The organism is Acidovorax sp. 106 (assembly GCF_003663825.1).
GTDB lineage: Bacteria > Pseudomonadota > Gammaproteobacteria > Burkholderiales > Burkholderiaceae_C > Acidovorax.
Genome location: NZ_RCCC01000001.1, coordinates 4,107,722 through 4,129,357 on the forward strand (window position 1 = coordinate 4,107,722; position 21,636 = coordinate 4,129,357).

The following is a 21,636-nucleotide window of genomic DNA, read 5'->3' on the forward strand; positions in this document are numbered from 1 at the left end:
CAAAGCAAGCGGCCTGCGTTGTGTAACGCAGGCCGTTTCAGTTTTGGGGTGTAGAGGGACGTTTACAGCTTTTTCACCAGCACCTGGCTCTTGCGGTCCCAGTTGTATTTGCGCTTGCGCGCATCGGGCAGCCAGTCAGGGTCCACGGGCTGGAAGCCGCGCTTGATGAACCAGTGCATGGTGCGGGTGGTCAGCACAAAAATGCTTTCCAGCCCCATGGCGCGGGCGCGTTGTTCGATGCGCTTGAGCAGCTTTTCGCCATCGCCCGTGCCTTGGCTTTGGGGCGACACGGTGACCGCAGCCATTTCGGCCGTCTTGGCCTCGGGGTAGGGGTACAGCGCGGCGCAGCCAAAAATCACGCCGTCGTGGTCGATGATGGTGTAGGTAGCAATGTCGCGTTCGATCTCGGTGCGGTCGCGCTTGACGAGCGTGCCGTCCTTTTCAAACGGTTCAATCAACTGCAGGATGCCCCCCACATCGTCAATCGTGGCTTCGCGCAGTTCTTCGAGCTTTTCGTCGATGACCATGGTGCCGATGCCATCGTGCACATACACCTCCAGCAGCAGCGACCCGTCCACCGAGAACGGCAGGATGTGGCTGCGCTCCACCCCGGCTTTGCAGGCCTTGACGCAGTGCTGCAGATAAAAGCCCGTGTCTGATGGCACCTGGGCGGCAGGCAACTGCGCCAGCAGGGCCTGGGCCGCGGCCAGCGGCAGCTCGGTGTCGATGGGGTTGTCTTCGCTCTCGGGCTCGGTCGGCTGCATGCGAATGCCAGGCACTTCGGTCAAGAAGATCAGCTTGTCGGCCTGCAGCTCAATCGCCACGCTGGTGGCCACTTCTTCCATGCTCAGGTTGAAGGCCTCGCCGGTGGGCGAAAAGCCGAAGGGTGAAAGCAGCACCAGTGCGCCCATGTCCAGTGTGCGGGTGATGCCCGCCACATCCACCTTGCGCACCAGGCCTGAGTGCTGAAAGTCCACCCCATCCACAATGCCCACGGGCCGTGCGGTGAGGAAGTTGCCAGAAATGACGCGCACCGTAGCGCCAGCCATGGGCGTGTTGGGCAGTCCCTGGCTGAAGGCGGCTTCAATCTCATAGCGCAGTTGGCCGGCGGCCTCCTGGGCACAGTCCAGCGCCACCGAATCGGTGATGCGGATGCCGTGCGAATACTTGGCCGCATGCCCCTTGGCGGCGAGCTGCTCATTCACCTGGGGCCTGAAGCCGTGCACCAGCACGATCTTGACGCCCATGGCCTGGATCAGCGCCAAGTCTTGCGCAATGTTGTGCAGCTTGCCCGCCGCAATTGCCTCACCCGTCAGCCCGATCACAAAGGTCTGGTTGCGAAACTTGTGGATGTAAGGCGCCACAGAGCGAAACCAGGGCACAAAGGTGAAGTTGAAAACAGCGGACATGGCAGTGGGACGGGGCCTCAGGGTGGGAGCATGGCAGACGGCGAAAGGCGACCGCTCTGGGTCGCCAAGTCGCGCATCATAAGCATGCAAAGCAAGTTTGTGCGTGACAAAGCGCTCATTGCGCCGCGCACTGGCCCTGAAATTGGGCCAACCGCTGCGCAAAGGGCTCCAGCACCAGCGTCTCGTCCGCTCCCACCGGGGCACTGGTGCGAATCTGCAGCCCCTGGGCGCATAGCAGTTGCTGCATCTCGGTCTGGGCGATCATGCCGTGCGCCATCAGTGCGCTGACCAGGGCGTTGAGCGTTGCCTGGTGTTCGCTCAGCAGTGCTTGCGCGCGCTGGTACTGCGTTTGCAACAGGGCTTCAATGGCAGCGTTGCTGGGTGCGACATCGGTGTTGATGTGGTTGTCCATTTCCAGCGTCACATCGGTGCGGCTGATGCGGCCATCAAAACCCAGGTGCCTGACATAGCGGGCGGCCTCAGCGGTGACCTGCTTGTAGTCCTGCTCGGCACCAGTGGTGCAGGCCATCTCGCCAAACACCATGGCTTCGGCCACGCGCCCGGCCAGGCCCACGCACATCATGTCCAGTGCGTTTTGCCGCGTGGTGACCTTCAGGCCCGCAAAGCTGTTGTAGCCGCCCTCGAACGAGGCAATGTTGATCTTGACCTCTTGCGGCGCCTGGCCAAACAACAGGCAGTACACCAGCGCATGGCCCGCTTCGTGCACCGCCAGCAGCGCCCGAAAATCGGCATTGGCCCGCTGCTTGAGCCGGTTCAGTTCCAAAGAGACTGCAAAGCGGCTCTCTCGCTCGGTTCCGCTCGCGTTCCGCCCGGACACCCGCAATTCGCGCTTGTCTGGGCTCAGGCCAATGGCAAATGTCTGGGCCAGGGGCAATTGTTGTTCGAGCACCCACAGCGCTGCATTCACCAAGTTGGCGCTGAGGATGGCGTGCACCGAAGAAAACAGCGGCCGCGTGCCCTGCGCCGGAAACACTGCGTTGGCGTACAGCTCATCGCGCAGGTCTTGCCCGATGTGGAACTGCACACCACATTGGGCGGCAATGTCGTGCACATAGCGGTGGCACAGATTCTGGATGAGGCGCTCGTACGTGGCTTTGCTGAACGAGGGGTAGATCACATGCTCGTTGCCCAGCCGCGCAATTTGCTCGGGCTTGAAGCGCTCGCCCAGCGCCTTTTTCACGTCGATGAGCGAGAGCTTGCGGGTCAGGCGGTGAAAGATATCGGCGTCGGTGTCGCAGTCTTCCACGCGCTGTGCGGTCTCGTGGTACATCTCGTCCAGGTTGCCGCACACAAACACCAGCAGCTTGCTGTAGTCCGTCTCCCAGGCCTGGCTGGACTGCTGGAACCGGGTGTACAGCGACTGCACCTTGCCGGGCGGCCACTGCATGATCTCGCCCAGGGGCTCTTGCAGCTTGAGCATGCGTTTGAGTTCCTGCGCGTCCCATGCGTCCAGCTGAAAGCGGTAGGCTGCCTTTCCTGCGCGTTTTTCGTCTTCCTCGTCCTCGGCCCGCTCTGCGTCGTACTGGGCATCGGCCAGCTTGCGCTCGATGTTGGACAGCGCGCTGAGCGCAGGTGGCAGGCGCCCGTCGGACAGCAGCGTCCACACGTCCTGGTAGCGCTCCACCTTCACATCCCCACCTTTGGTGTCCACCGTGCGAAAGCGCTGGAATTCGTCCAGCACCAGCATGCCCGGTGCGCCTTCGTGGATGCCAGAGTCACCCAGCATGCCTGAGATGGTGGAGCTGCGGTAGCTCGCGCCGTGGCTGAAGCCGTCCATCTGCACTTCAACAAAGCGGTCGTAAAAGCCCAGCAGCTGGGCCAAGCGCCGCGTGAGCTGGGTCTTGCCTGTGCCCGTCAATCCCCAAAGGCAGACGATGACCGGGCGGCTGATGAGCTGTGGCAGCACGTACCAGGCGCGGATGGCGTCGATGACACGGTCAATCACATCGTCGATGCCAAACAGCTCTGCCTTGAGCTGCGCAGCGGCATGGGCCAGGGTTTGCTGGCGCAAGGCCAGCGTGGCTGTGGTGGGCGGGTTGTGCGAGATGGGCTGGCCAGATGGGTCGGATGGGATGGATAGGCCCTGGACAGCTTGGGCTGCCGCAGCACCTGCCTTTGCCTGCGCCGCCCCTGCGGGCTGGTGAGGGCCGAAGCCCTGGGTGAGCCGCCCCTGCAGCCCGTGGGCTCCATGCAAGAGCGACCCGTTGGAGTACGGATTCGTTTCAGTCATTGAATATTTGGTTTTGAATCGCCTTGCGCAAGGCGACGTTGTCCGCACGGCGCTGGGCCCCACGGGTTCGGATGTGCTTGCCCGCCGCGCTGGACAGGCTGCGTTGGGCCATGGCGGCGGCTACAGGGTTTCGGGGCGGGCCCGAGGCTTCGAGTTTCAGCACCAGGGGCTGCTTCATGCGGCGCAGCTTTTTGATCTCACCCTGGGCGTATGCCCGAGACAGTTTTTTTGCACTCATACGTTGTGCGTTCCACAAACAAAAAACCCCGGCGATGTAGCCAGGGCTTGTGGAGCGCAAAGTAAAGCGCTGAGCCTTGGCTGAACTGAGTGTGCACAGTCCAGCCGGGGCGGTGGACTGTGGTCAGGTGTGTGCGAAGAAGTTGGCAGACATATCGGGACCTCCAGTGCTTTCAGCGCCGTGCCGGGGTGGCTGGCTTTGCTTGAAAGAAGGCGCGATTGTGGCGGCGTGGAGCCTCGCCTGCAAGCCAAATGGCCAGAACGCGGCGAAAAATGTCGCGTCAAACGCACAAAACAGGGGGGCCGGGCGCCTTGGCACAGGGGCGCGCTGCCGATAATGCGGGGCTATGTCTTCTTCTGATCCGCGTTTGTCCGAGCTTTCCCCCGCTTCTGCCCCGCCTGGTGCCCAGCCCATATCCCCCCTGCGCATCACGTTCCCCGAATCCCTGCCCGTGTCGGGCAAGCGCGAAGAAATCATGGAGGCCATCGCCAAGCACCAGGTCATCATTGTTTGCGGGGAGACTGGCTCGGGCAAAACCACCCAGCTGCCCAAGATTGCGCTGGCGCTGGGCCGGGGCAAGTGCAACGCCAAACCTGGCCAGAAAGGCCAGCTCATCGGCCATACCCAGCCGCGCCGCATTGCCGCCAGCAGCGTGGCTAAGCGCATTGCCGAAGAGCTGAACACGCCGCTCGGTGACGTGGTGGGCTTCAAGGTGCGCTTCCAGGACCGCCTGAGCCGCGATGCCTCCGTTAAGCTCATGACCGACGGTATCTTGCTGGCCGAGACGCAGACCGATCCTCTGCTCAAGAATTACGACACCATCATCATCGACGAGGCGCACGAACGCAGCCTCAACATCGACTTCCTGCTGGGCTACATCCGCCAGATCCTGCCGCGCCGGCCGGACCTCAAGGTCATCGTGACCTCGGCCACCATCGACGCCGACCGGTTTGCCAAGCATTTCGAAAGCGCCAAGGGCCCCGCCCCCGTCATCATGGTGTCGGGCCGCACCTTCCCGGTCGAGCAGCGCTACCGCCCGTTTGAAGACAGCCGCGACTACGGTCTTAACGAAGCCATTGCCGATGGCGTAGACGAACTCTGGCAGGGCAACGCGGCGGGCGACATCCTGGTCTTTCTGCCTGGCGAGCGCGAGATCCGCGAAGCGGCCGACCACCTGCGCAAGCACCTGTCGCACCAGCCCGTGATGCGCAATGCCGAGGTGCTGCCGCTGTTCGCACGCCTGTCGCAGGCGGAGCAGGACCGAATCTTTGACGGCCACACGGGCCGCCGCATTGTGCTGGCCACCAACGTGGCCGAAACCTCGCTCACCGTGCCGGGCGTCCGGTACGTCATTGACGCAGGCACAGCGCGCGTCAAGCGCTACAGTTTTAGAAGCAAGGTGGAGCAGCTGCTGGTCGAGCCCGTCAGCCAGGCCGCCGCGAACCAGCGTGCTGGCCGCTGCGGCCGGGTGGCCAACGGCATCTGCATTCGCCTGTACGACGAGGCCGGTTTCAATGGCCGCCCCCGTTTTACCGACCCCGAAATCCTGCGGTCATCGCTGGCAGGCGTCATCCTGCGCATGAAGTCGCTGCACCTGGGCGACGTGACGCAGTTCCCCTTCATCGAGGCGCCCTCGGGCCGCGCGATTGCCGACGGCTACCAGCTACTGGCCGAGCTGGGCGCCGTGGACGACGCGAACGAACTCACACCGATGGGCGTGGAGCTGTCGCGCTTGCCGCTGGACCCGCGCGTGGGCCGCATGATCATCGAGGCGCGCGACCGCAAGGCGCTCGATGAAGTGCTGGTGATTGCCAGCGCCCTGAGCGTGCAGGACGTGCGCGACCGCCCCATGGAGGCGCAGCAGCAGGCCGACCAGGCGCACGCCAAGTTCGACGACGACAAGAGCGAGTTCAGCGGCTACCTCAAGCTGTGGAAGTGGATCAACGAGGCCCGGGGCGGCGCGCCCAGCCTGCCATCGGCCCGTGCCCAAAAGGCCATGGCCGCGCAGAAAGCGCCGTCGCAGGCCTTCTTGCCGGTGGCGCAGCGCAGCAGCGGCGCAAGCCCTGTGGAGGCCCCGCCCAGTGTTACCGCCACCGCACCCGCCGCCACCCACAAGCTCAGCAACCGCCAATACGAGCAGTTGCTGCGCCAGAACTTCATCAGCATCCGGCGCCTGCGCGAGTGGCGCGACATCCACACCCAACTGCTCACAGTGGTCACCGAGCACAAGTGGCAGATCAACACCCAGCCCGCCAGCTATGAGCAGCTGCACCTGTCGATGCTGGCCGGGCTGCTGGGCAACGTGGGCGCTAAGAGTGACGAAGAAGACTGGTACCTGGGCGCGCGCGGCATCAAGTTCTACAAACACCCCGGTGCGCACCTGAACAAGAAGCCCGGCCGCTGGATCGTGGCGTCGGAACTGGTAGAGACAACGCGCCTGTTTGGCCGGGGCATTGCCGCCATTGAGCCGCAGTGGCTGGAGCAGATTGGCGGGCATGTGCTGCGCAAGCAACTGCTCGACCCGCACTGGGAGAAGAAGTCTGCCGAGGTGGTGGCGCTGGAGCGCGCCACGCTCTACGGCATCGTGGTCTACAACAACCGCCGCGTGAACTTCGGCAAGGTAGACCCGCATGCCGCGCGCGAGGTGTTCATCCGCGAGGCTCTGGTGGGCGGCAACTGGGAAACCAAGCTGCCGTTTCTGGCCGCCAACCAGAAGCTCATCGCCAAGGTCGAAGAACTGGAGCACAAGTCCCGCCGGCAGGACGTGCTGGTGGACGACGAATTGATCTACGCCTTCTACGACCAGCAACTGCCGCCCGAGGTGTGCAGTGGCCACAGTTTTGAAGCCTGGTACCGCGACGAAAGCCGCAAGAACCCCGACCTGCTGAAGCTCACCCGCGAAGAGCTGATGCGCCACGAGGCCGCAGGCATCACCACCAACGCCTTCCCCAAGACCGTGCGCTTGGGCGGCGTGGACTGCGCCGCCACCTATCTGCACGAACCTGGCGACGCGCGCGACGGCATCACCGTGACCATCCCGCTCTTTGTGCTCAATCAGGTGAGCGACGAGCGTTGCGAATGGCTGGTGCCCGGCATGCTCAAGGACAAGATCCAGGCGCTGCTCAAAAGCCTGCACCAGCGCCCGCGCAGCCGCTTCGTGCCGCTGCCCGAGTCGGCCGCGCGGCTGGCCGAGCTGTTCAACGCGCCTGAGCGTTTTGGCACCGGCAGCCTGACGGACGCACTGCTCAAGCAGGTGCGCGACGAGACCTCGCTCGATGTGAAGCGCGCCGACTTCAAGCTCGACATGCTCAGCCCGCATTTGTTCATGAACTTCCGCGTGGTGGACGAACATGGCCGCCAGCTCGGTCACGGCCGCAACCTGGGCGCACTCAAGGCCGAGTGGGGCGCCAAAGCGCGCGGTGCGTTCCAGGCGCTGGCGGGGCTCAAGCTCGGTGATGCGGCGGCGCAGGGCGCAAAATCTGAATCAAATTCGGCCCCAGCGCTTGATAATAAAGCGCAAGCAGCTATCAAATCAGGAGTAAAAGGCGCAGCCCCCATTGCGGCGAAACCCGCAAGCGCTGCGCCATCGGCCCCAGCAGGCCAGCGCTACACCACCTGGACATTCGGCGAGCTGCCTGAACTCATGGAGATCAGGAAGGCCGGTCAGACGCTGATCGGCTTCCCGGCGCTCATCGACGGCCGCGACGCCGTGACCATCGAAGTCTTCGACGAACCCGAGGTGGCCGCCGCCAAACACCGCGCGGGCCTGCGCCGCCTGTTTGCGCTGCAGATCAAAGATGCGCTCAAGTACCTCGAAAAGAACATCCCCGACCTGCAGAAGATGGCCGTGGCCTACATGCCGCTGGGTACCCAGGAAGAGCTGCGCACCCAGATCATCGACGTGGCCCTGGACCGCGCTTTTCTGCTGGACCCGCTGCCCACCGACGAGTACGCCTTCAAGCGCCGCGTGGAAGAGGGCAGGGGCCGCCTCACTCTGATCGCCAACGAGGTCGCGCGTCTGGCCTCCACCATCCTCACCGAATACGCGGCTGCCGCCCGCAAGATCAAGGACACCAAGAACGCGCCCGACGCCACAGCAGACGCGCTGCAGCAGCTACAACGCCTGGTGCCCAAGAACTTCATCGCCGTGGCTCCCTGGGCGCAGCTGGCCCACTATGCCCGCTACCTCAAGGCCATCACCCTGCGCCTGGACAAATACCGCGCCGACCCCGCCCGCGACGCCGCCAAACTGGCCGAACTGCGTCCGCAGGAGCAGCGTTACTGGCGCCTGGTGGCCGAGCGCAAGGGGGCGGTGGATGCGCGCATGCAAGAGCTGCGCTGGCTGCTGGAGGAGCTGCGTGTGAGCTTCTTCGCGCAGGAGCTGCGCACACCCCAGCCGGTGAGCGTGAAGCGGCTGGACAAGCTGTGGGCGCAGATCCAGAGTTGATGGCGCGTCGGCTTTCTGTGTCTTGGGGCGGTCTGCTGTTCGTCATGGTTTGACGATCGCGAGGGCGGTAGCGCGCGTGAGGGAAGGGCGGGTGTTGGACGCCGCAAAATTGCTGTGGTCACTTTGGTGACGCGGGCGCGGGGCATCCCCCATTGCTCCCCACTGGCGAGGCATCTAGGCTTGCAAGCTCAAGGAGATTTGTAATCCATGCGCTCTCACTACAAGTTCTGGCCCCATCGCCTGCCCAAGTCCATCACCTTGCCATCCACATCGCTGTGGGATAACTTGGCGATCAGTGCGCGCCGCTATCCAGACAAGGCGGCCCTGGTCTTCTTTGGGCGGTCGCTGAGCTATCGGCAGTTGATGGAGGGCGCCGAGCGCATGGCAGCCCGGCTGGCTGCGTTGGGCGTGCAGCGGGGTGACCGCGTGGTGCTGTGCATGCAGAACTGTCCGCAACTGGTGATGGCGCACTTTGCCATCTTGCGGGCCAACGCGGTGGTGGTGCCAGTCAACCCGATGAACCGGGCTGAAGAGCTCAAGCATTACATCACCGACCCAGATGCCAAGGTGGCCTTCACCACCGGCGACTTGGCGCCAGAACTGGCCAAAGCCAGCAACGCGCTGCCGCCCGCTGAGCGCCTCGCGCACCTGGTGGTGGCGCAGTTCAGCGATGCGTTCGATGTGGATGTGGCGGGCGCCGATGCGCCGCCTGAGGCTTGGCGCGAATGGTTGGGCACGCGCCATCCCCTGCCAGCGTTGGACGGTGGCCAGGCCCATGCCTGGACGGAGGCCTTGGCCTGTGTCGATGCGCCGCCTGAACTGGTGGTGGGGCCCAATGACCTGGCGCTGCTGCCCTACACCAGCGGCACCACGGGCTTGCCCAAGGGCTGCATGCACTTGCACAAAAGCATCATGCACAACGCGGTGGCCAGCAGCCTGTGGGGCAATGGCTCGGCCGACAATGTGACGCTGGCCGTGGTGCCCATGTTCCATATCACCGGCATGGTGAGCGTGATGCACACGTCCATCTGCTGCGGCGCCACGCTGGTCATCATGCCCCGGTGGGACCGCGACCTGGCAGGGCGCCTGATTTCGCGTTACCAGGTCACCACCTGGACCAACATTCCCACCATGGTCATCGACCTGCTGGGCAGCCCGAACTTTGCCAGCTACGACCTGTCGAGCCTGGTCTATATGGGCGGTGGCGGCGCGGCGATGCCGCAAGCAGTAGCGCAGCGCCTGCTGGAGCAATACGGCCTGCGCTATGCCGAAGGCTACGGCCTGACCGAAACGGCGGCCCCGTCGCACGCCAACCCGCCCGACAGCCCCAAGCAGCAGTGTTTGGGCATTCCGTTCATGAGCGTGGATGCGCGCGTGGTAGACCCCGACACTCTGCAGGAGGTGCCGGTGGGTGAACAGGGCGAAATCATCATCCACGGCCCGCAGGTGTTTGAGGGCTACTGGAAGCGGCCAGACGCTACGGCGTCGGCCTTCATCGAGTTCGAGGGCAAGCGCTTTTTCCGCTCTGGCGATTTGGGGCGCATGGACGGGGATGGCTACTTTTTCCTGACCGATCGCTTGAAGCGCATGATCAATGCCAGCGGCTTTAAGGTGTGGCCTGCGGAGGTCGAGGCGCTGATGTTCCGCCACCCCGCCATCCAGGAAGCCTGCATCATCGCGAGCAAGGACAGCTACCGGGGGGAGACGGTGAAGGCGGTGGTGGTGCTGCGCGCGTCGCACAAAGACACGACCGAGCAGCAGATCATGGACTGGTGCCGCGAGAACATGGCGGTCTACAAGGTGCCGCGCATCGTGCAGTTTGTGGATGCGCTGCCCAAGAGCGGCAGCGGCAAGGTGATGTGGCGCACCCTTCAAGAGCGTGAGGTTGCGTCGAGTTGACGGGGGGCTCGCGCTACTTTTGCCTTGGCTTTGGGTGAAATGACGGGTTCGCCAGAGCCAATGGCAGGCTTTTTGTCAGGTGTGAAGTGTGTCAGTTGCCTGAGCTGACCGAGACCTGGATCAGCTCTGCCAAGTCTCGCTCCAGCAGGGCGGGGTCACCCAGCTGCAACTCAATCAGGCGCCGCAGGTGGGTGACGCTGTCTAGGTCAATGCTTCGGCACAGCAGCCCAGCATGGTTGCCGTCTACATGGGCAATGCCGGCGGTCATGGAGATGTGATCGCCAGTTTCTGCCAGCGGCACCGTGAGCTGGCAAGGCATGCCTGCGGGCACCATGGCGTTGTCGGGCAGGGTCACCAGCGCGCCTTTGAGCGATAGGTCAAGAACCTGCACGCTGAAGGCTGCGGTGGCGATGGTCAACAGCGCTGGTGCGTCAAATTGCACGCGCACGTAGTGGCGGCGTTCGTGGGGCATGTGCGGTCTCCTGGGCCGAGGGATCGACTCATCCTAATGCAAAGCGCTACGGTGCTCCAGCACTATTCCTAGGGTTTTATTGAACCCGGGCCCACGCACAAAAGTGACCAGCATGCCCAGGCAAAGAACCAAAACCCTGTGGTTACAAAAAAAGCAGGGCATTTGCCATGCTTTGGCTCATAGCTGGTTACAAACGGGATGAATTGAAATCATTGGAGTGAATTATGGGTTTTTTCAGTCGCACCGGGCCTGTTGTTGGGGCCTCTATCGCGTTGTTGCTGGCGGCTGGTGGCGCTAGCGCACAAGCCTATGTGAATGCCACGGTGGATGGTCAGATCGTTCCGGGCGTTTATGGCCGAATCCAGATTGGCAATGCAGCGCCTCCGGCATTGATCTATGCCGAGCCTGTGATCATCCACCGTCCCCAAGTGCCGGTTCAGCGTGCTCCTATTTACATGTACGTGCCCCCAGGGCACGCCAAGAACTGGGGCAAGCACTGCGCGCGCTACAACGCCTGTGGTCAGCCCGTGTACTTTGTGCAGGAGCCGCCCCGCCGTCAGCCGCCCCGTGGCCCCCACTATGGTGGCCCATCCCAGGGGGATCGGCATGACCACCATGATGAGCGACCTGGGCGCGGTCGTGGCCACGACCGAGGGGACCATGATGACCACCGTGGCCACGGGCGTGGGCATGGCGGGGGGCACAGGGACTGAGAGCGGCTAACAAAACTAAGCGAAGCGGCCCTTGCTAGGCGTTTCGTCGCAGGCAGTACAAGCAGTACGACAAGGCGAGACAACGACGCCAGGGGCGTTTAGTTAGCCGCTCTGAGCGAGTCTCAGGCGGCAGGTGGGGCTTGCTGGCTTTCTTCTGAAGACGCCAGCAAGTCCCAGCTAGCCATGAAGAGGGCTGCAATGGTGGGGCCAATGACAAAGCCTGTCAGCCCAAACATGGCCATGCCGCCCAGTGTGGAGATGAGCACCACGTAGTCGGGCATCTTGGTGTCCTTGCCCACCAAGATGGGCCGCAGGATGTTGTCTACCAGCCCGATGACGCATATGCCGAACAGGGTAAGTACAACCCCCTGCCACACGGCACCTGTTGCCAAAAAGTAAATGGCCACAGGTACCCAAATCAGGCCTGCACCCACAGCGGGCAGCAGGGATAGGAACGCCATCAGCACGCCCCACAGCACGGGACCTTGAATGCCTAGAAACCAGAAAATCAATCCACCCAATGCGCCTTGTGAGGCGGCCACCACGATGTTGCCTTTGACGGTGGCGCGAATGACGGTGGTGAATTTGGTGACCAGCTGTTTCTTGTGCTCGTTGTCCAGAGGGGTGGCTTGCCCAATGCGCAGCGCCAGGCTGCGTCCGTCACGCAGCAGGAAAAACAGCAGGTACAGCATGATGCCGAAGCCCACCAGAAACTCCAGGGTGTTTTGCCCGATGCTCACTGCCTGGGTCGCAATCAATTGACTGGCCTGTACGGCCACGGAGGATAGCTTCTGCTGTATTTGGGTGATGGTAGTGAGGTTCAGCCGCTCCAGTAGGCCCACGGCCCAACTGGGCAAAGCTGCCACGATTTGCTCGAAATATGCGCCGAAATTGAGCTGCCCTGAGCGCAACCTTTCGTAGATGGTGTTGGCCTCTTGGATCAGGGATACCGTGATGAGAGACAGGGGCAAAATCACCACCACCAGGCACAGTCCGAGGGTGCACAGCGCCGCCAGGTTTTCACGCTGGGGCATGCGCCTGAGCATTTTGCGGTGCAGTGGTGCGAACAAAATGGCCAGCACCATGCCCCAGAAGATGGCCCCATGGAATTGCCAGAGGATGGCGCCAAACGCAACGGTGACGAGCGTTAGCAAAAGCAGAAAGGTTTTTTGCTGGAGCGGGTGTTGGGTCATAGGGCCTTGGGGGCTGGGTGATCGGATGCACAAGTGCAAGACCCGCAATGTACGACACCGTTGCCTGTGAATTGGCTGGCGCGCCGCGGCGCCTTTGGGCTTGATCTTGGTTAATGCCCTGTTCGGTGGCACAATGGCGCCCGCAACCCTAGGCCCTTCCCCAGCCACAGTCGCATCCGCCAATCGGTTCAGCCGTGTCGCGGAAGGTTTCTTAACCAGCTAATGCTTTCTCAAGGAAAGCGGAGGTCAGCGGAATATGAGCGATACGACATCCGTCTATCAAGCCTACCAAGGCAACACCTACCTCTTCGGCGGCAATGCGCCCTATGTCGAAGAGATGTATGAAAACTACCTTGCCAACCCTGGCAGCGTGCCTGACAACTGGCGCGAGTATTTTGATGCGCTGCAGCATGTCCCCGCTGTAGACGGTAGCAATGCCAAGGACGTTCCGCACCTGCCTGTGGTCAATGCCTTTGCCGAGCGCGCCAAGGCCGGTGGCACCAAAGTGGTGGTTGCCAGCGCTGACGCCGAAATGGGCCGCAAGCGCACTTCTGTTCAACAGCTGATTGCCGCATACCGCAACGTTGGCCAGCGCTGGGCCGACCTGGACCCCCTCAAGCGCACTGAGCGCCCACAGATTCCTGAGCTGGAGCCGTCGTTCTACGGCTTCACCGACGCCGACCAAGAAACCGTGTTTGACACCAGCAACACGTTCTTCGGCAAAGACAAAATGTCCCTGCGCGAGCTGCTCAATGCACTGCGCGAAACGTACTGCGGGACGCTGGGCTCCGAGTACATGTACACATCGGACCAGAACCAGAAGCGCTGGTGGCAGCAAAAGCTGGAAAGCATTCGCAGCAAACCTAACTTCACGGCCGACAAGAAGCGCCAGATCCTGGATCGCCTGACTGCTGCCGAAGGCCTGGAACGTTTCCTCCACACCAAGTATGTGGGCCAAAAGCGCTTCTCGCTGGAAGGTGGTGAGAGCTTCATCGCCTCCATGGACGAACTGATCCAGTCCGCTGGCGCCAAGGGCGTGCAGGAAATTGTGATCGGTATGGCCCACCGTGGTCGTCTGAACGTGCTGGTGAACTCGCTGGGCAAAATGCCCAAGGACTTGTTTGCCGAGTTCGACCACACAGCGCCCGAAGAATTGCCTGCTGGTGACGTGAAGTATCACCAGGGTTTCAGCTCTGATGTGTCCACCGTAGGTGGTCCGGTGCACTTGTCGCTCGCGTTCAACCCCTCCCACCTGGAAATCGTGAACCCTGTGGTGGAAGGCTCGGTGCGCGCTCGCATGGACCGCCGTGGCGACCCCAAGGGCAGCCAAGTGCTGCCCGTGCTGGTGCACGGCGACTCCGCCTTCGGCGGCCAAGGTGTGAACCAGGAAACCCTGGCGCTGGCACAGACCCGTGGGTACACCACCGGCGGCACGGTGCACATCATCATCAACAACCAGATCGGTTTCACGACGTCCGACCCGCGCGACATGCGCTCGACCGTGTATTGCACCGACATCGTCAAGATGGTTGAGGCCCCGGTTCTGCACGTCAATGGCGATGATCCAGAAGCCGTGGTGCTGGCCACGCAGCTGGCGCTGGAGTTCCGCATGGAGTTCCGCCAGGATGTGGTGGTGGACATCACCTGCTTCCGCAAACTGGGCCACAACGAGCAGGACACGCCTGCACTGACCCAGCCGCTGATGTACAAGAAGATTGCCCAGCACCCCGGCACGCGCAAGCTGTATGCCGACAAGCTGGCTGCCCAAGGCCTGGGCGCCACGCTGGGCGACGACATGGTCAAGGCCTACCGCGCCGCCATGGACGCTGGCAAGCACACGGTGGACCCTGTGCTGACCAACTTCAAGAGCAAGTACGCCGTGGATTGGTCCCCCTTCTTGGGCAAGAAGTGGACCGACGCTGGCGACACCGCCATCCCTCTGACGGAGTGGAAGCGTCTGGCCGAGAAGCTGACGACCATTCCCGCCACAGTGACCCCCCACCAGTTGGTGAAGAAGGTGTATGACGACCGCGCAGCCATGGGCCGGGGCGACGTCAATGTGGACTGGGGCATGGGTGAAACCATGGCCTTTGCTTCGCTCGTGGCCAGCGGCTATCCCGTGCGTCTGTCGGGTGAGGATTCGGGCCGTGGCACGTTCACGCACCGCCACGCAGTGATTCACGACCAGAACCGCGAAAAGTGGGACACCGGCACCTACGTGCCCTTGCAAAACGTGGCGGAGAACCAGGCTCCGTTTATCGTGATCGACTCGATCCTGTCCGAAGAAGCCGTGCTGGGCTTTGAGTATGGCTATGCCGGCTCTGACCCCAGTAGTTTGGTGATTTGGGAAGCGCAGTTTGGCGACTTTGCCAACGGCGCGCAGGTGGTGATCGACCAGTTCATCGCGTCGGGCGAAGTCAAGTGGGGCCGCGCCAATGGCCTTACCATGATGCTGCCCCACGGTTATGAAGGCCAGGGTCCAGAGCACAGCTCTGCGCGCCTGGAGCGCTTCATGCAGTTGGCTGCTGATGCCAATATGCAGATCGTGCAGCCCACCACGGCCAGCCAGATCTTCCACGTGCTGCGCCGCCAGATGGTGCGTGACCTGCGCAAGCCGCTGATCATCTTCACGCCCAAGTCGCTGCTGCGCAACAAGGATGCGACTTCGCCGCTGTCCGAGTTCACCAAGGGCAGTTTCCAAACGGTGATTCCTGAACAGGACGACGCGATCGAGAAGAAGGCCGCCAAGGTCAAGCGCGTGATCGCTTGCTCGGGCAAGGTGTACTACGACCTCGTCAAGAAGCGTACCGAGAAGGACGCTGACGACGTGGCCATCATCCGCGTTGAGCAGCTGTACCCCTTCCCGCACAAAGCTTTTGCCGCCGAGCTGAAGAAGTACCCCAACGCGACCGACATCGTCTGGTGCCAGGACGAGCCGCAGAACCAGGGTGCCTGGTTCTTCATCCAGCACAACATCCACGAGAACATGCTCGAAGGCCAAAAGCTGGGTTACTCCGGCCGTGCTGCTTCGGCATCGCCTGCCGTGGGTTATTCGCACCTGCACCAAGAGCAGCAAAAGGCTCTGGTGGACGGCGCGTTTGCCAAGCTCAAGGGTTTTGTACTGACCAAGTAAGGCCAGCCAGCCCATTTCTAAAAAACTGTCAGAACAAAACCCCATTCCCGAAAGAATTGATATGGCTATCGTAGAAGTCAAAGTTCCCCAGCTGTCCGAATCCGTGGCGGAAGCCACCATGCTGACGTGGAAGAAAAAAGCAGGCGAGGCCGTTGTTGCCGATGAAATCCTGATCGAAATCGAAACCGACAAGGTGGTGTTGGAAGTGCCTGCGCCGTCGTCTGGCGTGCTGTCTGAGATTGTTCAAGGCGACGGTGCTACCGTCGTGGCTGAGCAGTTGATCGCCCGCATCGATACCGAAGGCAAGGTTGGTGCTGCTGCTCCGGCAGCTGCAGCCCCAGCGGCACCCGCTGCTGCACCTGTGGCCGCCGCCGCTGCAGTCACCGGTGGTTCCAAGGCCGATGTGGCCATGCCTGCAGCAGCCAAGCTGCTGGCCGACAATAATCTGTCGGTCGGCGATGTGGCTGGTTCTGGCAAGGACGGCCGCGTGACCAAGGGCGACGTGCTGGCCGCAGTGGCCGGTGGTGCCAAGCCCGCTGCAGTGGCTGCACCCAGCGCCATTCCAACCGGTGTGCCCACCAAGGTGTTGCCCCAGGTGGCCGCTCCTGCGCCCGCTAACCTGGGCGACCGCCCAGAGCAGCGCGTGCCCATGAGCCGCCTGCGTGCCCGCGTGGCCGAGCGCCTGCTGCAGTCGCAATCGACCAACGCCATCCTGACCACGTTCAACGAAGTGAACATGGCCCCCGTGATGGACATGCGCAAGAAGTTCCAGGACGCGTTCACCAAGGAACACGGCGTGAAGATCGGCTTCATGTCCTTCTTCGTGAAGGCGGCTGTGCATGCCCTCAAGAAGTACCCGGTGCTGAACGCCTCGGTCGATGGCAACGACATCGTCTACCACGGCTACTTCGACATCGGTATCGCTGTGGGTTCGCCCCGTGGTTTGGTGGTGCCTATCCTGCGCAATGCCGACCAGATGAGCTTTGCTGACATCGAGAAGAAGATCGCTGAATTTGGCCAAAAGGCCAAGGACGGCAAGCTGGGCATTGAAGAAATGACCGGCGGCACGTTCTCCATCTCCAATGGCGGCACGTTCGGCTCCATGCTGTCCACCCCCATCATCAACCCGCCTCAATCGGCCATCCTGGGCGTGCACGCCACCAAGGACCGCGCCGTGGTTGAAAACGGCCAGATCGTGATCCGCCCAATGAACTACCTGGCGATGTCTTATGACCACCGCATCATCGACGGCCGTGAAGCTGTGCTGGGCCTGGTTGCCATGAAGGAAGCGCTGGAAGATCCATCGCGTCTGCTGTTCGACATCTGATCGAGCCCTGAGACTTGAAACCCACCTGTGAAGCATGGGCGCAAGCACTGCGCGGCGCTCTCGTCGGTGGGTTTTTCTTCAACTGAATCAAAGAGATTTCCTATGAGCAAGCAATTTGATGTGATCGTGATTGGTGGCGGCCCCGGCGGCTACATCGCTGCCATCCGCGCCGCCCAGTTGGGCAAGAACGTGGCGTGTATCGACGAGTGGAAGAATGAAAAGGGCGGCCCTGCGCCCGGTGGCACCTGCACCAACGTGGGCTGCATCCCCTCCAAGGCGCTGCTGCAGTCGTCCGAGCACTTCGAGCATGCCAACAAGCACTTTGCCGACCATGGCATCACTGCCACCGATGTGAAGATCGATGTGACCAAGATGATTGGCCGCAAGGATTCCGTGGTGAAGCAGAACAACGACGGCATCCTGTACCTGTTCAAGAAGAACAAGGTCAGCTTCTTCCATGGCCGTGGTTCGTTTGTCAAAGCCGTTGAAGGCGGCTACGAGATCAAGGTGGCAGGCGCTGCTGAAGAAACCTTGGTGGGCCAGCAAATCATCATCGCCACCGGCTCCAATGCCCGCGCCTTGCCCGGTACGCCTTTTGATGAAGAGCTGGTGCTGTCCAACGACGGAGCGCTGCGCATTGGCGCCACGCCTAAAAAGTTGGCGCTGATTGGCTCGGGCGTGATTGGCCTGGAAATGGGTTCGGTGTGGCGCCGCCTGGGTGCTGACGTGACCATTCTGGAAGGCCTGCCTACCTTCCTGGGCGCGGTGGACGAGCAGATCGCCAAGGAAGCAAAGAAGGCGTTCGACAAACAAGGCCTGAAGATCGAACTCGGCGTGAAGGTCGGCGAGATCAAGACCGGCAAGAAGGGCGTGAGCATCGCCTACACCAATGCAAAGGGCGAAGCCCAGACGCTGGACGCCGACAAGCTGATCGTCTCCATTGGCCGCGTGCCCAACACCATTGGCCTGAACACCGAAGCCGTGGGCCTGGCCCTGGACGAGCGCGGCGCCATTGTGGTGGACGGCGACTGCAAGACCAACCTGCCTGGCGTGTGGGCTGTGGGTGATGTGGTGCGCGGCCCGATGCTGGCGCACAAGGCCGAAGAAGAGGGCGTTGCCGTGGCCGAGCGCATTGCGGGCCAGCACGGTCACGTCAACTTCAATACCATCCCCTGGGTCATCTACACCAGCCCCGAGATCGCGTGGGTGGGCCGCACCGAGCAGCAGCTCAAGGCCGATGGCGTGAAATACAAGGCCGGTACGTTCCCCTTCCTGGCCAACGGCCGCGCCCGCGCGTTGGGCGATACCACGGGCATGGTCAAGTTCCTGGCCGATGCAGCCACGGATGAAATCCTGGGCGTGCACATCGTGGGCCCGATGGCCTCCGAACTGATCTCTGAAGCCGTGGTGGCTATGGAGTTCAAGGCCAGCGCCGAAGACATCGCGCGCATTTGCCACGCCCACCCCTCCTTGAGCGAAGCCACCAAGGAAGCGGCCCTGGCGGTGGACAAGCGCACGCTGAACTTCTGATTCCAGAGTTTCAGTCAAAATGGCCTCTGGCGCTCTATACATAAGCGCTAGCAGCTATTGATTTAATAGCTAACCCTCGCGCCATCGCGGGGGTTAGCCTTTTCTGAGGCATCAACACCGTGAGTGTCAAACAGGCGTACCTGGCCGAGCTGGCCGCCAAAGGCTTTCAAAGTGACCCGGCGCAATTGCGTGCGGTCGATGCTTTGCAGCGCTGTGCTGACGATTGGAGCGCCTACAAAGCCAAGCGCTCCAATGCGTTCAAAAAGCTGGTGAACCGACCGGACATTCCCAAGGGCGTGTACATGTACGGCGGCGTGGGGCGGGGCAAGAGCTTTTTGATGGACTGCTTCTTCAATGCCGTACCGCTCAAGCGCAAGGTGCGCCTGCACTTCCATGAGTTCATGCGTGAAGTGCACCGTGAGCTGGCGGTGCTGCAAGGCACCGTGAACCCGCTGGATGTGTTGGGTGAGCGCATTTCCAAGCGCTACAAACTGATCTGTTTTGACGAGTTCCATGTGGCCGACATCACGGATGCCATGATCCTGCACCGCCTGTTGGCGGCGCTGTTTGAGAACGGCGTGGGGTTTGTGACCACCTCGAACTTTGAGCCCAATGGTCTTTACCCAGACGGCTTGCACCGTGACCGCATCCTTCCGGCGATTGCGTTGCTCAATGAGCGCATGCAGGTGATCAACGTGGACAACGGCACCGACTACCGGCGCCGTACGCTGGAGCACGTGAAGCTGTACCACACGCCCTTGGGCCCTGAGGCCGATGCAGCGATGGATGACGCCTTCAATCAGCTGGCCGAAGTACACGACGAAGACCCGGTGTTGCACATCGAAGCCCGCGAGATTCGCGCCCGACGCAAAGCGGGTGGGGTGGTCTGGTTTGACTTCAGCACGTTGTGTGGTGGGCCGCGTTCACAGAACGACTACCTTGAGATTGCCACGCAGTTCCACACGGTGTTGTTGTCGGGTGTGCCCTACATGCCGGTGAACATGGCATCGCCCGCGCGGCGCTTTACCTGGCTGGTGGATGTGCTGTACGACCGGCGGGTGAAGCTTATTCTGTCAGCCGCCGTGGCCCCTGAGCAGCTTTACACCGAGGGCCCTTTGGCCCATGAATTTCCGCGCACAGTGTCGCGGCTCAACGAAATGCAGTCCAAAGAATTTTTGGATTTGGAGCGGCGTTTGGTGGATACGGGGCTGACATGAAAAAGACCATTGCATCATCGGTATGGAGCATGGCGGCGTGCGTCGCTGTGTTGTCGGCAGGCCAGGCGGCAGCCCAGCCTCGTGACGCAGACCTTTCCCCGCATGAGGCGCTGCGCGCAGCATCTGCTCAGCGGGCGGCACAGCGTTCGGGTATCGAGCAAGAGCGCAAGCAGAATCTGGCACAGCGCAAGCAGACGGAGGTGAAGTGCTACCGCCTGTTTGCCGTGGAGGATTGCTTGCGCGATGCCCGCAACGAGTGGCGGCAGGTGGAAACGCGGCTGCGTGCCCAAGAGGTGCAAATCAACGATGCCGAGCGCAAAGAAAAGGCCCAGGAGCGCCTGCGCCAGATTGAAGAAAAGCAGTCTTCTGCGGCCGATGCTGCGGGGCCTGCGGGGGGAGCGTCTGCAGCTTCAGCCACTGTGCGCAACGCACCCCAGGGGGGGAAGCCTGCGGCCCGAGAGAAGTCTCCCGGAACGGTCGTGCTGCGCGACCGTGAGGCCCAGGAAAGGGCCAGCCAGCAGCGGGCTCGCCAGTCTTCGCAGGCCGCTGAACAATCAGCCCGTGAAAAAGAAAGCGCCGAGCGCGCAGCCAAGGCCCGCCAACGACAGTTGGATGCGGAAAAAGCCTCCGAGGCGCGTCGGGCCCGGCGAGACAAAGAGCAGGCCCAATCCGCAGCGGATGGGCATAAGCCCGCAGCACCGTTGCCCACGCCACAGTGATGGTGAGCCATTGGGTGGGGCCGCATGACAGGTGGCCCTGGCTGATGGCCCTGCCTTGGCCCATGCAAAGCAAAACGGCCCGCCAGAGAGCTGGCCGGGCCGTTGGGTCGCTGTGTCGGTTGGGGTGGAATCAGGGTGTTGTGCTGACCAGCCTGGCGTGCTTTTTCTCTTCAGCCAAGGCTTCGATCTTGACAATTACCAGCGACAGGTTGTCGCCGCCCCCACGGGCACGTGAGCGGGCTTTTTCAATCAAGAACTCCGTGGCTTCACGCGGCGACAAGGATTCAACCACCGAGGCCAACTCGGTGGGCGAGAAGTAGTGCCAGACCCCGTCGCTGCATGCCAGCAGGACATCGCCAGGGCGCAGTTGCGAAATCATGTGGGGTGTTGCGGGCGGATCGCTCTCGGTGCCCAGGCAACCCACCAGGATGTTGGAGTGAGGGTGGTTGTTGGCCTCGGCCTCGGTCAGCTCGCCCCTGTCTACCAGGGCCTGCACATAAGAGTGATCGCTGCTGCGGTGGATGAGCCGTCCGCCTTGGAAGTGGTAGATGCGCGAATCGCCTGCGTGCACCCAATGGCAGTCGCCACGGGGGTTGATGAGGAAGGCGGCGATGGTGCTGTGAGGCTCTTGCTCGGCTGAAATGGCCGTTAGCCGGATGACGATGTGGGCCTCTTCCACCATGGCTTTGAGCATGGCAGCAGGGTCGTCTGTCTCGGGGGAATAGCGCTCAAACAACTGGCGGGCCGTCATCATGACTTGGTCGGAGGCTTTGCGGCCCCCGCTGCGCCCGCCCATGCCATCGGCCACCACGCCCAAAACACAGCCGTTGTGCCGGTTGTGCGAAATCAAGGCCACTTGGTCTTGCTGGTATTCCCGGTCACCTTTGTGGATGCCGGTGGATGCGATGAGACGGAACGCTTTGGTCATGCTGGGGATTGTGGTGCGTGGTAGAACGCTGCCGGTCATTATGAAGCGCTGAGCCGCGTATTATCCGCCTGCCTGTGGCGTTTTTGCCATGGCGGTGCTGCCGCACAGCTTTGCCCACTGTTTGAGATGCCTTGCGTTGTGGCGCCAGGCGGCGCAGGCT

At 62.2% G+C, this 21,636-nt stretch carries 13 protein-coding genes; 7 read left to right on the forward strand and 6 right to left on the reverse strand.

Translation table 11 applies throughout. The features are described 5' to 3' along the window. Positions 1 to 62: 62 nt before the first annotated feature. The 3 genes from argA to C8C98_RS18090 form a co-directional block, all read right to left on the reverse strand. Entirely contained in the window at positions 63 to 1,409 is a 1,347-nt protein-coding gene (gene argA, locus C8C98_RS18080; protein WP_121455409.1) for an amino-acid N-acetyltransferase, read from the reverse strand. A 115-nt stretch (positions 1,410 to 1,524) separates the two neighbouring features. Continuing rightward, positions 1,525 to 3,660: a peptidase M41 gene (locus tag C8C98_RS18085; protein ID WP_233574593.1), complete on the reverse strand. Its 2,136-nt coding sequence runs from the start codon at positions 3,658 to 3,660 to the stop codon at positions 1,525 to 1,527. Continuing rightward, a complete protein-coding gene (locus C8C98_RS18090; protein WP_099655328.1) occupies positions 3,653 to 3,898 on the reverse strand; it encodes a hypothetical protein in 246 nt (81 codons plus the stop codon). Before C8C98_RS18090 ends, C8C98_RS18085 begins: the two co-directional genes overlap by 8 nt. 475 nt (positions 3,899 to 4,373) lie before the next feature. Here C8C98_RS18090 and hrpA point away from each other — a divergent pair, with 475 nt between their 5' ends. Both hrpA and C8C98_RS18100 read left to right on the forward strand, forming a co-directional pair. Next, positions 4,374 to 8,345 (forward strand): ATP-dependent RNA helicase HrpA, encoded by a 3,972-nt coding sequence (gene hrpA / locus C8C98_RS18095; protein WP_233574706.1) that lies wholly within the window; start codon positions 4,374 to 4,376, stop codon positions 8,343 to 8,345. A 207-nt stretch (positions 8,346 to 8,552) separates the two neighbouring features. Next, the gene (locus C8C98_RS18100; RefSeq protein WP_121455410.1) at positions 8,553 to 10,244 is read left to right on the forward strand and encodes a long-chain fatty acid--CoA ligase; all 1,692 of its coding nucleotides are present in this window, start codon (positions 8,553 to 8,555) and stop codon (positions 10,242 to 10,244) included. A gap of 91 nt (positions 10,245 to 10,335) precedes the next feature. Here C8C98_RS18100 and C8C98_RS18105 read toward each other — a convergent pair whose 3' ends face one another. Together C8C98_RS18105 and C8C98_RS18115 are read right to left on the reverse strand one after the other, a co-directional pair. Further along, positions 10,336 to 10,716 carry a PilZ domain-containing protein gene (locus C8C98_RS18105; protein ID WP_099655331.1) on the reverse strand — a complete coding sequence of 127 codons (381 nt, stop codon included), beginning with the start codon at positions 10,714 to 10,716 and terminating at the stop codon, positions 10,336 to 10,338. Between the two features lie 835 nt (positions 10,717 to 11,551). Then, on the reverse strand, positions 11,552 to 12,622 hold the full coding sequence (locus C8C98_RS18115) for an AI-2E family transporter (protein WP_121455412.1): 1,071 nt from the start codon (positions 12,620 to 12,622) through the stop codon (positions 11,552 to 11,554). Between the two features lie 256 nt (positions 12,623 to 12,878). Here C8C98_RS18115 and C8C98_RS18120 point away from each other — a divergent pair, with 256 nt between their 5' ends. From C8C98_RS18120 to C8C98_RS18140, 5 genes are all read left to right on the forward strand, one after another. Further along, on the forward strand, positions 12,879 to 15,755 hold the full coding sequence (locus tag C8C98_RS18120; RefSeq protein WP_121455413.1) for a 2-oxoglutarate dehydrogenase E1 component: 2,877 nt from the start codon (positions 12,879 to 12,881) through the stop codon (positions 15,753 to 15,755). 61 nt (positions 15,756 to 15,816) lie between these two features. Beyond that, positions 15,817 to 17,082 (forward strand): 2-oxoglutarate dehydrogenase complex dihydrolipoyllysine-residue succinyltransferase, encoded by a 1,266-nt coding sequence (gene odhB, locus C8C98_RS18125; RefSeq protein ID WP_121455414.1) that lies wholly within the window; start codon positions 15,817 to 15,819, stop codon positions 17,080 to 17,082. 102 nt (positions 17,083 to 17,184) lie between these two features. Beyond that, a complete protein-coding gene (gene lpdA, locus C8C98_RS18130; RefSeq protein ID WP_121455415.1) occupies positions 17,185 to 18,612 on the forward strand; it encodes a dihydrolipoyl dehydrogenase in 1,428 nt (475 codons plus the stop codon). A 119-nt stretch (positions 18,613 to 18,731) separates the two neighbouring features. After that, complete coding sequence (gene zapE / locus C8C98_RS18135) at positions 18,732 to 19,829, forward strand: cell division protein ZapE (RefSeq protein WP_121455416.1); 1,098 nt, start codon at positions 18,732 to 18,734, stop codon at positions 19,827 to 19,829. Then, positions 19,826 to 20,548: a hypothetical protein gene (locus C8C98_RS18140; RefSeq protein ID WP_121455417.1), complete on the forward strand. Its 723-nt coding sequence runs from the start codon at positions 19,826 to 19,828 to the stop codon at positions 20,546 to 20,548. Before zapE ends, C8C98_RS18140 begins: the two co-directional genes overlap by 4 nt. 130 nt (positions 20,549 to 20,678) lie before the next feature. Here C8C98_RS18140 and C8C98_RS18145 read toward each other — a convergent pair whose 3' ends face one another. Continuing rightward, positions 20,679 to 21,476 (reverse strand): PP2C family serine/threonine-protein phosphatase, encoded by a 798-nt coding sequence (locus tag C8C98_RS18145; protein WP_099655339.1) that lies wholly within the window; start codon positions 21,474 to 21,476, stop codon positions 20,679 to 20,681. Positions 21,477 to 21,636: the final 160 nt, after the last annotated feature.